Below are 15,373 nucleotides of genomic sequence, written 5' to 3'. Positions count from 1 at the left end.
CCCTTTAATCCCGTTAGCTCATAACATCGCCAGCCCATATTGCCGGTTCGCTTGATCTCGTCTTTAATAAATTTATACTGTTTAAATATACAGTATGTTTAAGGAGGGGAGCATGCCACGCCGCGACGACATTTCGATAGCATTCCGTAATGCTATCAAGTTTGAACAAAGCGGCCGTCGCACAGTCACGACGGTCGATTTTGTCAGCCAGCTTGAGAAAGTGAACTGGTTCTGGAGCGAGAAAGAAGCCAATCAGTGGATCGAATTCTACGTTACGACATTTAAGGACATATCAACTCAGGAAGGGGAGGCTCGTACCTATATGCTTTATAACCCCAATGGAGGGTTATGATTATGGGCTTTCCATCTCCAGCGCTCGACTTCACAGAGCAATGCATCAGTCTTGATCAAAAGCTTATCAGTGAGCCAAGTGCCACATACGTACTTCGCTCAACTGACTCACACTGGAAAGCAGGCATCATGTGTGGCGCATATCTTGTCGTCGATAGCAGTAAGACACCATGCGATGGCTCGATCGTTGTTGGAACAGTGCATGCTGAGTTCAGAGTTTTGCGGTACCGAAAGTTTCCCACGCCTCACCTTGAGGAAATAGATGAGCCAGAGAGGAAGTTCAATCTGCTGGATGACTTCGAGGACGATGGTGTTTTCGGTGTTGTAACGTGGATACTTAACGATGCGCGGGCAGGTGAATTTGACGATGTGCCGGTGATGTGAAAACAGGAAACAAAAAACCCGCACAAGGCGGGTTTTTGTTGGGACCGGGAGCCGCGTATCTTTTGCGTATCCTTTTTAGTCCCGTTTGTGTCTCGACAGTGTCCGGTCTGGAGCCGTAACATCATGTTTATCAAGGTGTTGTCCTTGCACTGTCCTATCCTAAGTGGTGGAGCTGGGGGAGTTGAATACACGGTTAAACATTGGCATTTGCTGCCGGGTTTCCCGGAATTGTTCCCCAAAACTAATTGCAACTCACTGTAAATTAAAGAAACTTTTGAGGAATGAATTAAGAGAAAAACAGCCAGAAAAACGATGCTAACTGGCTGTTTTATATAGGCTAATTGTAACTTTTACTCGCCTGCTTTTGGAAAAGTTCACGGAATACAGGGTAGATATCATCCTGGTCGCGAATATGCTGCATCGCGAAGTTATCAAACGTAGATTGTAAATCCTCATATTCGCGCCACAGGGTTTGGTGGGCGCGGCGCGTAATTTCGATATAGCTGTAATAACGCACCATTGGCAGTAATTTCTTCGCTAGTAATTCATGACACAACGGCGAATCATCTGCCCAGTTATCGCCATCAGAAGCTTGTGCAGCGTAGATGTTCCACAACGCCGGATCGTAGCGCTCCTTCATGACTTCATCCATCAGTTTCAGGGCGCTTGAGACAATCGTGCCGCCCGTTTCCTGCGAGTAAAAGAACTCGTGCTCATCGACTTCTTTGGCCTGGGTGTGGTGGCGGATATAGACCACTTCCACGTTTTTATAGGTTCGGCTCAAGAACAGATAGAGCAAAATATAAAAGCGTTTTGCCATATCTTTGGTGGCCTGATCCATCGAACCAGAAACGTCCATCAAACAGAACATTACCGCCTGGCTTGAAGGCTCAGGGCGCTTTTCGTAGTTTTTGTAGCGTAAATCGAAGGTATCGATAAACGGTACACGGGCTATTTTCTCGCGCAGTTCGGCAATCTCTTTGCGCAAGCGTTCTTCTTCAAGCAACTGGGCTGGTTCGCTGTTGCTTACCGTTTCAAGACTGTCTTCAAGTTCGTGTAACTGACGGCGTTTACCGGCAGTCATTGCAGTGCGTCGCGCCAGCGAGTTTTGCAATGAGCGGACAACACTGATATTCGCCGGTACACCATTCGAGGTGTAACCCGCACGGTGTGATTTAAACTCGGTTATCTGGCGATGCTGATTCTTCTTCAGATTCGGCAATGCCAGGTCTTCAAACAATAAGTCGAGATATTCATCTTTTGAGATTTGAAAGACAAACTCATCCTGGCCTTCACCATCCTGACTTGCCTGGCCCTGGCCACCACCTGAACCACCGCCACCACCTTGCGGGCGCTCGATACGGTCGTTCTGTACAAAGTGATCGTTACCCGGGTGAACACGATGACGCAGCCCACCACGCCCCTGATGAAACATCGGTTCGCTGATATCTTCACTTGGGATAGAGACGGATTCGCCGCTGTCCACGTCGGTTACCGAACGCTTGTTGATGGCCTCGGAAATCGACTGTTTAATCTGTGCTTTATAACGGCGCAAAAAACGCTGGCGATTTACCGCGCTTTTATTTTTTCCGTTCAGTCGCCTGTCAATAAAATAGGCCATATTTCCCCCAAACTTCTTTGCCAACTGCGCAGGGGTGCCACGGTTGTGGCACCCATTTTGACTTAGACGTTATGAAGATTTGCGCACCCGCAGATACCATTCGCACAGCAGACGGACTTGTTTGCGGGTATAGCCTTTCTCCATCATACGATCGACAAAGTCATCGTGTTTCTTCTGCTCGTCGGTCGAGGTTTTGGCATTGAACGAGATAACGGGTAGCAGCTCTTCGGTATTCGAGAACATTTTCTTCTCGATAACCGTGCGCAGCTTCTCGTAGCTGGTCCAGTTAGGGTTACGACCATTATTGTTGGCACGGGCACGCAAGACGAAATTAACGATTTCATTACGGAAATCTTTCGGGTTGCTGATGCCAGCCGGTTTTTCAATTTTTTCCAGTTCCGCGTTCAGGGATTCACGGTCAAACAACTGACCGGTATCCGGGTCGCGGTACTCCTGATCCTGAATCCAGAAGTCAGCGTAGGTTACATAACGGTCGAAAATGTTTTGCCCGTACTCTGAGTAAGATTCGAGGTACGCCGTCTGAATCTCTTTACCGATAAATTCAGCGTATTTAGGGATCAGATAGCCTTTCAAGTGCTCAAGATATTTCTCTGCAATATCCTGCGGGAACTGCTCGCGCTCTATTTGCTGCTCCAGTACGTAGAACAGGTGTACCGGGTTAGCAGCTACTTCCACGTGGTCAAAGTTGAACACACGGGAGAGGATTTTGAACGCAAAACGTGTCGACAACCCGTTCATGCCCTCATCTACGCCAGCGTAATCACGATACTCCTGGTAGGATTTCGCTTTCGGGTCGGTATCTTTCAGACTTTCACCGTCATATACCCGCATTTTGGAGTAAATGCTGGAGTTTTCCGGATCTTTCAATCGCGACAGAATCGAAAAGCGTGACAGCGTTTCCAGCGTACCAGGGGCGCACGGTGCGTGCAGCAACTCGCTGTGGGTCAACAGTTTTTCGTAGATCTTGATCTCTTCAGAAATTCGCAGGCAATAAGGCACTTTGACAATGTAAACACGGTCAAGGAACGCCTCATTGTTTTTGTTATTACGGAAAGTCACCCACTCAGATTCGTTGGAGTGAGCCAGAATAATGCCGTTAAACGGCAGGGCGGAAATGCCTTCGGTCCCGTTATAGTTCCCCTCCTGGGTTGCGGTCAGCAAAGGGTGGAGCACTTTGATTGGGGCTTTGAACATCTCAACGAATTCCATGATGCCCTGGTTTGCACGGCACAGAGCACCGGAATAGCCATAAGCATCTGGATCGTTCTGCGCGTGGTTTTCCAGTTTACGGATGTCCACTTTACCGACCAGCGCCGAGATATCCTGGTTGTTCTCATCACCAGGTTCAGTTTTGGCAATCGCGATTTGCGCCAGAATCGACGGCCAGACTTTTACCACGCGGAATTTGGTGATATCGCCACCAAACTCATGCAGACGTTTTGCCGCCCACGGTGACATAATCGTGCCGAGATAGCGGGTAGGGACGCCGTACTCTTTTTCCAGAATAGAGGCATCTTCTTGTGGGTTGAACAGACACAGCGGGTGGTCATTTACCGGACTGCGTTCACCGTTGGCACTCAATGTGTAAATCGGCACACGTTGCATCAATGCTTTCAGGCGTTCAGCAAGTGAGGATTTACCGCCACCGACCGGCCCCAGCAAATAAAGGATCTGTTTCTTCTCTTCCAGACCCTGGGCTGCGTGTTTGAGATAGGCAACAATCTGCTCGATGGCTTCTTCCATGCCATAGAACTCTTCAAACGCCGGATAACGGGAGATCACCCGGTTCGAAAAGAGACGGGATAGCCGTGGCTCAGTGGCAGTATCCACCATCACTGGCTCACCAATGGCCATCAATAGCCTTTCTGCCGCGTTAGCATAGGCACTGCGATCTTGCTTACATACAGCAAGAAACTCCTGCAGTGTGAACTCTTCGTCCTTGGCAGCTTCATAACGCTGGCGATAGTGATCGAATATATTCATGGCATGCCGTCCTTTCGTTTTTAGCACAGGTTAGAGAGCCGAAGGTAATAGTAATGGGGGCTCCCGGAAGACGTCTCCTGAATCTTGAGCAACCCTTATGCCAACTTGATTAGTGGCAGTTTTATTGCTGCGTTCAGCGTATTTCATCTTCCTAAAATAAAGCGTAGATGGCATTTGCAAAACTTGCATACGGCCACAAGCCAATTTCAATGACATATCAATAACTCATCCATTTATTTCTCCTTTTGTTGTTAAGGGAAGCTACGGCGTTCATATGTCGTACATAAAAGTGAAAAGAAGGTGAAACCTGTATGCGAGATGTTGATAAGTTGATTTTAGGTTTAGTTTGAGTAAAAAATTTGGGGTGAAGAGCTTGGGAGGTTACACTCTTACCGCTGATTATTTGATTAAAGGACTTAATGGATTGTGAGCAAATTCAAAATTCTGACATTAGGGGCGTTGCTTGCCTCATCTTTTTCTGCTGTGCATGCCGCTGACGGCCCATGGTCTTTAGGTGCTGCCGCACTGGTTACCCCGAATCCTTATAAAGGTGATCAGGACCGTGTTTATCCGGTTCCACTGGTCGGCTATGAAGGGGACAGTTTCTATCTGCGTGGTCTAAACGCGGGTTACTACCTCTGGAATGACAAGACCGACAAACTTTCCATCACCGCTTACTATTCACCACTATTTTTCCGTGCGAAAGACAGTGATTCAAAAAGTATGCGTCAGTTGGACAACCGCCACGCGACGCTGATGGCTGGGCTTTCCTATGTGCATTACACCGATTATGGTTTCCTGCGTACCGTGCTTGCAGGTGATACCCTGGACAACAGTAATGGCGTCACATGGGATACCGCGTGGTTGTATCGCTACAACAGCGATAGGTTGACTCTGACGCCAGGAATCGGTGTGCAGTGGAGCAGCGATAACCAGAACGATTACTACTATGGTGTCAGCAAGAAAGAGTCCAGCCGCAGTGGCCTGAGTTCTTACGAAGCTGAAAGCAGTTGGTCACCGTATGTTGAGCTGTCGGTGAATTACAAACTGACAGACAGCTGGAATGTATTCGGTATGGGTCGCTATGTTCGTCTGGCAGACGAAGTAACTGACAGCCCAATGATCGATAAGCAGTGGACTGGGGTATTGCTGACAGGCGTGACTTACAGTTTCTGATGGTGCAAATCATGCACTTAAACGGGGCGCTTGCGCCCCGTTTTCATTATGGTGGTGCAATCATTTAAGGAGAGTTGTCATGGCGAATCAAATTTCTTTCTCTGCATCAAAACCTTTATCTGGTATCGGGCAAGGTACCTGGTATATGGGTGAAAAACCCTCGCAACGTGCGGATGAAGTGCGTGCGCTCCAAACGGGCCTTGATCTCGGCTTAACGCTTATCGATACCGCTGAAATGTATGCTGATGGTGGCGCGGAAAAGGTGGTGGGTGAAGCTATTAGCGGCAGGCGAAATGAGGTTTTCCTCGTTTCAAAGGTGTATCCGTGGAACGCCGTAGGGCAGCAGGCAATTGCCGCATGCGAGGCGAGCCTGAAAAGGCTAAAAACAGATTATCTTGACCTTTATTTACTGCACTGGCGTGGTGATATTCCCCTGCAAGATACGGTCAGTGTTATGCAGCAACTGATTGAGCAAGGCAAAATTCGCCGTTGGGGTGTTTCGAATCTCGACTATTCAGATATGCAGGAGTTATGGAGTACGGCTGGTGGGCGCGGTTGTGCTACCAACCAGGTGCTTTACCACCTTGCATCTCGTGGGATTGAACATGATTTACTGCCATGGTGCCAGCAACAGCAGATGCCTGTTATGGCTTATTGCCCGTTAGCCCAGGCAGGGCGTTTGCGCAGTGGGTTGATGAACCATCCGGCACTCAATGAGTTGGCTAAGCGTAAAGGTGTGAGCGTCGCGCAACTATTACTGGCATGGGTTATTCATCACGATGGTGTGATGGCCATTCCGAAAGCGGGGAGTGTGGCGCATGTGAAAGAAAATGCGGCGGCACGTGAAGTTGTCTTGAGTCAGGAAGAAATAGCACTGATGGAAAAGGCGTTCCCGGCACCGGGCCGCAAAACGCCTTTAGATATGGTTTAAGCTTTTTTCGCTACACGGATAGTTGTCGCTAAACGAGCTGGTTTATCAGCCGTCGCTTTCTGTGTTGCGCTTGCACATGCGGTTTCAACACACACGAAAGTCTTGTAACCATCATCTGGCATATCAGCCATAGAAGTAGACAATGCCGGGCCTGGGTTCCAGCCAACCACATTGATGTGGTGGTGGTGAACAACGTCAATGGTGCGGTTCAGGCTTGCATCATGAATAACGCTGCACTCTTCTGGGTCCAGATAAACACGGTCTGTGCGGTCCGGGAAGGTCTGCACGCCGTCGGTCAACTGGCCTTCAGAAGCGTTAAGCACTTTATCAATATACTTGATACCCAGCCCACTCACTTTCACATCAGCAATATCGCCAACGTTGAAATAAGTATGCAGAGCGGAGTTAACTTCGAACTCGCCGTGTGCTTCCAGTTCCATTTCACATGTTTTACCCAGCTTGTAACGTGCGTACAGGGTAAAGTCATGTGGCCAGTACTTGCGAGTCGCATCGCTGCTTTGCAATTCGAAGGTCAGGGCAACGCCACTTTCATCTTCGTTATGCGCAGTCAGTGTCCACGGCAGGTTGCGAGCAAAACCGTGTGCTGGCAGGTCTGCTTGCGCACCTGGGCCAAACCATGGCCAGCAGATTGGCACGCCGCCACGAATAGCCGTGCCGTGCTTGAACGGTGTGTTGCCGCTGAGCCAAAGCACTTCTTCTTCACCAGCTGGTTTCCATGACAACAGGTGTGCGCCTTGCAAAGTCACAGCACCACGAGCTTGTGGATGTTCAACCACGATAACTTCCAGCTCATCAATCTGACGGCGGGAAATAGAAGGAGTGATTTGTTCAACTACTGGAAGGGCAAAAATTTTGTTAATCATTGACTCACCTATCAATCGAAGGCAAAAAAAAGGCGACCGCATGGGTCGCCTTCAGGACTAATAGCTCATCTCAACTTATTTGGAGATGTGAGCGATCAGGTCCAGTACTTTGTTTGAGTAGCCAGTTTCGTTGTCGTACCAGGAAACCAGTTTCACAAAGTGGTCGTTCAGTGCGATACCAGCTTTAGCATCGAACACAGAAGTACAAATTTCGCCGTTGAAATCAGTAGATACAACGTCGTCTTCGGTGTAACCCAGAACGCCTTTCATTGGGCCTTCAGAAGCCGCTTTGATTGCTTTCTTGATTTCTTCGTAAGACGCAGCTTTTTCCAGACGAACGGTCAGGTCAACTACAGACACGTTTGGAGTTGGAACGCGGAACGCCATACCAGTGATTTTACCGTTCAGCTCTGGCAGTACAACGCCTACAGCTTTAGCAGCACCGGTAGAAGAAGGGATGATGTTCTGAGCTGCGCCGCGGCCGCCGCGCCAGTCTTTGTGAGACGGGCCATCAACAGTTTTCTGAGTAGCGGTAGTTGCGTGAACTGTGGTCATCAGGCCTTCAACGATACCGAAGTTGTCGTTGATAACTTTAGCCAGTGGAGCCAGGCAGTTAGTGGTGCAAGATGCGTTAGAAACGATATCCTGGCCAGCATATTTCTCGAAGTTAGCACCTTTAACGAACATAGGAGTGCTGTCTTTAGAAGGACCAGTCAGAACAACCTTTTTAGCGCCAGCAGTGATGTGCTTACGAGCAGTTTCGTCAGTCAGGAACAGACCAGTTGCTTCAGCAACAACGTCTACGTTGACTTCGTTCCACTTCAGGTTAGCCGGATCACGTTCTGCGGTAACACGGATAGTTTTGCCGTTAACAACCAGGTGGCCGTCTTTGACTTCTACAGTGCCGTTGAAACGACCGTGAGTTGAGTCGTACTTCAGCATGTAAGCCATGTATTCAGCGTCTAACAGGTCGTTGATTGCAACGATCTCGATGTCAGAACGTTCCTGAGCAGCACGGAAAACAATACGGCCGATACGGCCAAAACCGTTGATACCTACTTTGATAGTCATATATTCCACCAGCTATTTGTTAGTGAATAAAAGGTTGCCTGTAAAATTACAAAAACCTTACTCAGCGTCAAGCGGAATCGTGTCAATCATTGCGACAAATCAATCCTATGGACATCATTTGAACGACTGAACCGCCTCGCGCTTCCCTTTTGGCTCTTTATCCAAATGGGGACGATGCGAGGAATTTTAAAGGACCATTCCAACAAAAATGTGACGGCGATCACAATTGACGCTGCGCCAGAAATTCAGGGCTAAGTTTAGAACAAAAAACAGCACGGCGTTGTTAATTTTTTGTTAGAATCATGCTGTTATCAGTTACAGTTCCCACTGCACGAGATGCACGCATATGGCTAACCAATTACCTCCTGATTTATCGAAAAAAAACCTTTCTGAGATGCAGTTTTATGTCACCCAGAAACATGGCACTGAGCCACCGTTTTCCGGGCGTCTGCTGCATAACAAACGGGAAGGGGTGTATCACTGCCTGGTCTGCGACGCACCGTTGTTTATGTCAGAGTCTAAGTATGACTCAGGCTGCGGCTGGCCTAGCTTCTATGAACCTGTAAGCGACAGTGCTATTCATTACATCAAGGACTTCACCCACGGTATGGAGCGGATTGAAATCCGTTGCGGCAATTGTGAAGCCCACTTAGGCCATGTTTTCCCGGATGGTCCGCAGCCAACAGGTGAGCGTTACTGCGTGAATTCAGCCTCATTAAACTTCACCGACGACCAAAACGGTGAGCAAATCGAAGGTTGAAAAATCGATTCAGCAAATTATTCCACAGGAACTTGCCACATGATGAACCTGGACGAGATGTTAGAAGCAATGACACCGGAAGTTTATCAACGTCTGGTGACCGCCGTTGAGCTGGGAAAATGGCCAGACGGTGTGGCACTGACGCCCGATCAAAAAGAGAACAGTTTGCAGTTAGTGATGATGTGGCAGACGCGCCATAACACTGACCCGCAGCATATGACTATCGGCACTGATGGCAATATCGTGATGAAGAGTAAGCAGCAGCTTAAAGCTGAGTTCGGCATTGAGCCTGCGCCGATTATGACCGTGAAATTGTAACGGTGAGCTTAAAGGGTGGATGGCGCAATGCCACCCACCCTGGTTTTTAAAATTAATGCTCTGTTTTAATACCCAAATCTTTGGCTAACTCTTTTGCCAACTGATTATTGTCATCTGCGCCATACTCCCAGAACATCGCGCCACCTAATCCTTTAGCTTTGATGTACTCCGCTTTGGCAGCCACTGAACGTGGGTTCTCATACGAGATAGCAAACAGATCTTTGCCCTCAGCAGATTTCATTGTCATATAAGGCACCTGCGCGTCGTTATCCCAGTGCTCGGTAAAACGTTTTTGCGGATCGTTGAGCATTTTGCTCACAATATCGTTGTATTTCAGATAAGTGTCTTTCGACAGATCTAACCCAAACGATGTAAATACGGTTTTTTCCGGTGCGCCAAAGTAGGGTTGGGTGACCGGGTTTTTAGCTGCGTCTGGTTTATCCCAGTCAATGCCTGGCTCTACTGCGCGCTTAGGTACGCGGCCATAGAAACCAATACCCAGATTTAGCTGCGCCGGTTTCATGCCCGCAGCAATGTAGTTACTCACCACATAATCAGCGCTGTACTTATCCGCTTTCGCAACTGTTGGCCAGGCTTTCGAGTCATAAAGATTCGAGTTGAAATACTGAGTGCCGTACGCCATGTCGTAAGCCATCAGATTGATGTAATCAAGCGCAGGCGCAATGGCTTTCATATCGACCCATTCGGTCGGGCCTTTCACGTTTGCAGCCACTGCAATGGTCAGTAATTTTTGTTTGCCCAGCGCAGTACGTAACTCATTGAGCAACGATGTGAAGTTAGCGCGATCTTCCGGCATGCTGGCTACCAGGCCCCACGCACCGTTGACCGGATATTCCCAGTCTAAATCAATACCATCCAGCCCGTATTTGGCAATAACGTCTTGTGCCGAACGGATGAACACTGCACGATTTTCAGGTGTTGCAGCAACGCCTGAAAAACCACGTGCTCCCCAGCCACCAACCGACAGTAAAACCTTCAACTGCGGATTTTGTTTCCGCAGCGCAGGGATCTTTTCAAGGTCTGAGATGACTTTTGGCGAGAGCCAAATTTGATGCAGTTTTGATGCGTCTTTCAGTGCCGCGTTGGTTTCGTCTTTCTCATCGTTGTAAATCAGGCCAAATGAGTAGTTGAGGTGGGTTATCTGGCGCACATCAAGTTTATTGATATCGCCACCAGGCCCGGCAGTAACATCACCGCCACCATTGAAATAACCGACGGAGAGGTAAGAGCTTGCTTGAGCCGCACCGGCACAAGCGATTTGTATTACTGCCAGCAAGGGCAGCAGTTTACGCGTGAAGACCATAGGGTAGTTCCTCTTTGACGAGCAATATCGATTAAAAGCCTGACGTAACCCAGCGGGGCGACAGGTAAAAAACACAGCTAACATGCTGCATTAATAAACAAATTCATTATGAGAGCGCTCTCAAAAATGAGCGAGTAATAAAAGTTCAGAATGAGAGCGGAATCGAGAAAGGGGGAAGGGCGCGATAGCGCCCTGGAGGAAATTAGTAAGTAAAATCAGCAAACGTCATTAAAGTGGCACCTGCTGCAGACATAGTCTGGAATGCCTTCAGGCTGTCCTGAGGATGAAGGTTCACGCCCCGGCAACCATCTGTAATCACTATCACGTCATAGCCCAATGTCAGGGCGTCCAGTACTGTGAACTTCACGCAATAATCGGTTGCCAGTCCCATCACCACGAGCTGTTTGATCTCATTGCGAAATAGCCAGCTGTCGAGTTCCGTTTTCTGGCGATGCCCATTATCGAAAAAGCCACTGTAGCTATCAATTTGAGTATTTTCGCCTTTGCGAAAAATAGCATCGATCTCCTGAGTGTTCAGCAAAGGGTGAAGTTGCGCACCTTCGCTGTGTTGTACGCAGTGATCAGGCCACCATGTTTGTCTCAACCCGTCAAGTTTTCCCTGGGTGTAAGGCTCGGTTTTTTGGACGCTGGCAAAGCTTCCGTGATTAGCTGGATGCCAGTCTTGTGTGGCAACAACTGCATCTCCACGCGTTTTGCAAAAGCTAATCAGCGCATTCGCCACATCAACGATGCCATCGCCGTCAGGGACAGCAAGGGCACCACCGGCACAAAAATCATTCTGTATATCAACCATCAACAAAGCACGTTTCATGGTGTCTCCTTACTCGTCTGGGGTGAGTTCACCACGCAAGTTGCGCGTCATGGCCTCGCGAATGGCCTGCACATCCAGATTCTGGCTGAGCAAATAATGAAGCTTAGTCAACGTCGCTTCTACAGTCATATCATAGCCGCTAACTACACCCGCCTGAGCCAGTGCGTTACCCGTTGCGTAGCCACCCATATTGACTTTACCGGACATACATTGCGTCAAATTTACAACGATAATGCCGCGTGAACAGGCTTCTTGTAACTCTTTGAGGAACGCGCCGTGCTGCGGAGCATTACCCACACCGTAAGAACGAAGGATCAACGCTTTTACCGGCTGGCGTAAAAAGTTGCCGACAACGTCTGCTGAAATCCCTGGATAAATCGTCACCACACCAATCGGCTGCGGGGTAATCGGGTGAACAATTAACTCGCCTTCGCTGTGTGGCGCAGCGGGTGTATTCAGACGGCGAATGTGGATACCCGCTTCAAGCAACGGAGCAAGATTTGGTGAGGCGAAGGCATCAAAACCGTCGGCATGGGCTTTGGTGGTGCGGTTGCCACGATACAGACGGTTATTGAAGAACAGCGTGACTTCGTTAATTGGGAAATTGGCCGCGATGTACAAAGAGTTAAGCAGGTTAATCTGCCCATCAGAACGAAGCTCAGCCAGGGGAATCTGCGAACCAGTAACAATCACCGGCTTGCTGAGGTTTTCCAGCATGAAAGAGAGCGCCGAGGCGGTAAACGCCATGGTGTCGGTGCCATGCAGAATCACAAAGCCGTCGTATTTGTCGTAATTGGCTTTAATGTCATCAGCAATATGCTGCCAGTCCTCAGGCGTCATATCAGAGGAGTCCATCAGCGGCTGATATTCGTGAATCGTGAAATCAGGCATTTCCTGGCGATGGAATTCTGGCATCAAAGCCAACTGGCGTTGTAAGTGGCCGGAAACAGGAATGTAACCGTGCTCTGAACGCTGCATACCGATAGTACCGCCGGTATAGGCAACGTAGATTGATTTTTTTTGCATGAGTGAGCTCAGGGCTGGCTTTTACGTTATGGGGCGCAGTATAAGGCGGTGGGTCAAAAAAAACAGCCCGGTAAATACCGGGCTGGATTAAAGATTATCGCACATCACCGCAGGTCAAGCAGAAGGCGTATCGGTTTTGCGGATCATTCATCGTGCCAAACTTATCGTTTTGCGCTTTTACCGCCAAGGCCGCATCCGCTAACGGTGCTGGTAAATATGCCTGCAACGCTTGTGGCAACATGGCGCGTACCGAGCCGCTCACGCTGTTGAAGACCATATCAAGCACGCTTGGCTCATCCTGCCAGAAAACCAGGTGCCAGCTTTTAAGTTTCGCAAGCTCAGCGGCTTTCGCTACGGCATCATCGAAATCACCCAGGCTGTCTACCAGGCCGTTTGCTTTTGCATCCTGACCGGTCCAGACATGTCCCTGAGCGATGGCATCGATTTGCTCCGGTGTTTTCTTGCGGGAGTCTGCAACCAGGTTCACAAAGCGCTTATAACCGTTCTCGATGGTCAACTGCATCATCTGTTGAACTTCCGGTGGCAGAGATTTGGTCACTGCAACATCGGCTAATGGTGAAGTCGCCACTCCATCAGTATGAACGCCAATCGAATCGAGGCTGTTTTCAACGGTATTGATGACGCCAAAGATACCAATTGATCCGGTTAATGTATTCGGGCTTGCCACAATGTAATTGGCTGGAGTTGAAATCCAGTAACCGCCGGAAGCCGCCATACCGCCCATTGAAACCACAATTGGCTTACCCGCCGCGCGTGCCGCTTCCAGCTCATCACGAATCACTTCTGATGCGGAGACGCTGCCGCCAGGGCTATTTACGCGCAGAACAATCGATTTCACTTTCGGGTCAAGGCGCGCCTCGCGAATTTGCATTGCTGTGGTGTCACCACCAACCTGGCCTGGCGTTTCCTCTCCATCCATGATCGCGCCATTGGCGATAATCACTGCGATAGCATCACCTTTATCAGACGGTTTTTTTACCACGTAGTCATACATGCTGGTGTAGCTGAAATCTTTGTTTTCTTTGTTCCAGCCAAATTGTTTCACCATGGCTTTATCAACCGCGGCGCTGCTGGCAAGTTCATCAACCAGTTTGTTATCCAGGGCATATTTCGCGGTATCGCCCCCCAGTTTTTGCAGGTTATCAAGCAGACCCTGTGCACCCGGGAACACTTGCTGTGCTGTAATCTGGCGGTTAGCTGCAATAGTGGTGAGGTAGTTTTGCCACAGCTCGCCAATCCAGCGGCTATCTGCTTCACGCGCAGCAGGTGACATATCATCCCGAATAAACGGCTCAACGGCGGATTTATAAGTCCCGACGCGGAAGATATGCGTGGAGACTTTCAGTTTATCGAGCAGCGTTTTGTAATAGAGCGAGTTAGTGGCAAAGCCGTGAAGATCCACCACGCCCTGCGGTGAGAGCCAAATTTTATTGGCAAAACTTGCCAGGTAATATTGCCCCTGGTTGTAGCTGTCGCCCACGGCATAAACCGGTTTACCACTGTCGCGGAATTCACGCAGTGCTTTACCGATATATTGCATAGATGGCTGGTCGCCACCGGCAAACTCTTTTAAATCCAGCACAATGCCGGTGATATTGCGGTCATCTTTTGCCTGTCGAATAGTATCGACCACATCAAACAACGAGTTTTCCTGCAGACGATCTGAGCTTGCGCCAAGCAACTGGCGGCCAATCACGCCCAGTTTATTGCTGACTGAAGGCTTATCGACCACCACGCCGGTGATATCAAGCAATAACGCACCGCGTGCAGGTTCTGCTGGCGCGCTGTTAATCTGCATCCAGATCCCTACGCCAACCAGCACCAGCAACACTAAAAATAGGTTGAGAATAAATTCTCGAATAAAGTTAAGTAGACGCCAGGTCCACTTAAAAAAACCGGCAATAAATCGCCCAATGGTGCGCATGTACTCTCCGAATTACTCAGTTTTAGCTGAGGTATAGCTAAAGTGATTGCTATCCTAAATACCCCCAGGGCAAAAGTCAGCAGGAAATCTTTACTGCGCTGTAACAAAATTTACTGCTGTGTTAGTTTTGCCGCTTAAATGTCGTTTTACCCATAAGCTGACATAAGGTACCCATAACCTGACATAAAATGGAAAGTTAGGTCGCTATAATCTAAATTTGTAGTAAAGCAACAACATGTTGGGGGTACTATGTACCGTCGGCACTTGAAGCACTCACGGGTCAAAAACCTCTTCAAATTTGCCAGTATAAAGATGAACACTGTTTTCACAGTCGAATCATCGCCGGAGTTTGATACCTGTTTTCATCTTGAATTCTCCCCACTGGTCCAGACTTTTGAATTGAGGATGAATTCGCTCAACCTCTACTGAGCCTTGTGCGTGAAGTTTATCGCGAAAGTAATGGCACGGATTACAGGGATACTTACACAACGGCGTGCAGTACAACCAGTAGCAGACGCCGACAACCTGATATTTCACGCATGCAGGTGACAGGGCCGAGGCGGCGATTTCAGGTGTGGTAATGGCCCGAGTCGGCAGCGAGCTCAGCGCCAGCACAATTAAAAGCCGTTGAAGAGGGATAAACATAAGCACCTGCGGTAACGGGTAATACCGCAGGTGTAAGGTTTTTTTACCGCTCAGGCCTTATGAAATTGAATACTGGCTGTGAATAATTTCAGACCGTTATC

14 protein-coding genes and 1 pseudogene are annotated in these 15,373 nt (G+C 48.9%); 6 read left to right on the top strand and 9 right to left on the bottom strand.

All coding sequences use genetic code 11. The annotated features are described in order from the left end of the window. Window positions 1-112 precede the first annotated feature (112 nt). Both AC0IXI_RS14745 and AC0IXI_RS14740 read left to right on the top strand, forming a co-directional pair. Entirely contained in the window at window positions 113-352 is a 240-nt protein-coding gene (locus AC0IXI_RS14745) for a DNA polymerase V (RefSeq protein ID WP_471682678.1), read from the top strand. A gap of 2 nt (window positions 353-354) precedes the next feature. Continuing rightward, window positions 355-735 (top strand): HumD family translesion DNA polymerase, encoded by a 381-nt coding sequence (locus AC0IXI_RS14740; RefSeq protein WP_471683232.1) that lies wholly within the window; start codon window positions 355-357, stop codon window positions 733-735. A 337-nt stretch (window positions 736-1,072) separates the two neighbouring features. On the opposite strand, the gene AC0IXI_RS14735 is transcribed toward AC0IXI_RS14740, so the two are convergent. Next, entirely contained in the window at window positions 1,073-2,356 is a 1,284-nt protein-coding gene (locus tag AC0IXI_RS14735) for a YeaH/YhbH family protein (protein WP_064518108.1), read from the bottom strand. A gap of 69 nt (window positions 2,357-2,425) precedes the next feature. After that, window positions 2,426-4,360, bottom strand: a complete 1,935-nt coding sequence (gene yeaG / locus AC0IXI_RS14730; RefSeq protein ID WP_064518110.1) for a protein kinase YeaG — start codon at window positions 4,358-4,360, stop codon at window positions 2,426-2,428. A gap of 426 nt (window positions 4,361-4,786) precedes the next feature. Between yeaG and AC0IXI_RS14725 the strand changes: the two genes are divergently transcribed. Then, entirely contained in the window at window positions 4,787-5,536 is a 750-nt protein-coding gene (locus AC0IXI_RS14725) for a MipA/OmpV family protein (RefSeq protein ID WP_064518112.1), read from the top strand. Between the two features lie 79 nt (window positions 5,537-5,615). Then, window positions 5,616-6,467: an aldo/keto reductase gene (locus tag AC0IXI_RS14720; RefSeq protein WP_471682677.1), complete on the top strand. Its 852-nt coding sequence runs from the start codon at window positions 5,616-5,618 to the stop codon at window positions 6,465-6,467. Here AC0IXI_RS14720 and AC0IXI_RS14715 read toward each other — a convergent pair. Then, complete coding sequence (locus tag AC0IXI_RS14715; protein ID WP_064518117.1) at window positions 6,464-7,351, bottom strand: D-hexose-6-phosphate mutarotase; 888 nt, start codon at window positions 7,349-7,351, stop codon at window positions 6,464-6,466. The genes AC0IXI_RS14720 and AC0IXI_RS14715 overlap by 4 nt on opposite strands. A gap of 75 nt (window positions 7,352-7,426) precedes the next feature. After that, window positions 7,427-8,422, bottom strand: a complete 996-nt coding sequence (gapA, locus tag AC0IXI_RS14710) for a glyceraldehyde-3-phosphate dehydrogenase (protein WP_064518118.1) — start codon at window positions 8,420-8,422, stop codon at window positions 7,427-7,429. Between the two features lie 346 nt (window positions 8,423-8,768). Between gapA and msrB the strand changes: the two genes are divergently transcribed. Both msrB and AC0IXI_RS14700 read left to right on the top strand, forming a co-directional pair. Further along, window positions 8,769-9,182, top strand: coding sequence for a peptide-methionine (R)-S-oxide reductase MsrB (gene msrB, locus AC0IXI_RS14705; RefSeq protein ID WP_064518120.1), 414 nt, complete (start codon window positions 8,769-8,771; stop codon window positions 9,180-9,182). Between the two features lie 42 nt (window positions 9,183-9,224). After that, window positions 9,225-9,500: a YeaC family protein gene (locus tag AC0IXI_RS14700; protein ID WP_122974001.1), complete on the top strand. Its 276-nt coding sequence runs from the start codon at window positions 9,225-9,227 to the stop codon at window positions 9,498-9,500. Window positions 9,501-9,552: 52 nt separating this feature from the next. On the opposite strand, the gene chiD is transcribed toward AC0IXI_RS14700, so the two are convergent. The 5 genes and pseudogenes from chiD to AC0IXI_RS14675 all read right to left on the bottom strand — a co-directional run. After that, complete coding sequence (gene chiD, locus AC0IXI_RS14695) at window positions 9,553-10,824, bottom strand: chitinase ChiD (RefSeq protein ID WP_471682676.1); 1,272 nt, start codon at window positions 10,822-10,824, stop codon at window positions 9,553-9,555. Window positions 10,825-11,026: 202 nt separating this feature from the next. Then, on the bottom strand, window positions 11,027-11,656 hold the full coding sequence (pncA, locus tag AC0IXI_RS14690) for a bifunctional nicotinamidase/pyrazinamidase (RefSeq protein ID WP_471682675.1): 630 nt from the start codon (window positions 11,654-11,656) through the stop codon (window positions 11,027-11,029). A gap of 9 nt (window positions 11,657-11,665) precedes the next feature. Beyond that, the gene (gene ansA, locus AC0IXI_RS14685) at window positions 11,666-12,682 is read right to left on the bottom strand and encodes an asparaginase (RefSeq protein ID WP_064518126.1); all 1,017 of its coding nucleotides are present in this window, start codon (window positions 12,680-12,682) and stop codon (window positions 11,666-11,668) included. Between the two features lie 94 nt (window positions 12,683-12,776). Next, window positions 12,777-14,627, bottom strand: a complete 1,851-nt coding sequence (gene sppA / locus AC0IXI_RS14680; RefSeq protein ID WP_064518128.1) for a signal peptide peptidase SppA — start codon at window positions 14,625-14,627, stop codon at window positions 12,777-12,779. Window positions 14,628-15,116: 489 nt separating this feature from the next. Next, window positions 15,117-15,272, bottom strand: a pseudogene (locus AC0IXI_RS14675) (TIGR03756 family integrating conjugative element protein); the annotation flags it as partial. Window positions 15,273-15,373 lie beyond the last annotated feature (101 nt).

The sequence above is a fragment of the Buttiauxella sp. AC038 genome (assembly GCF_979253565.1).
Note: the sequence above shows the minus strand (reverse complement) of the source record. Positions and strands in the feature narration are given on the sequence as shown.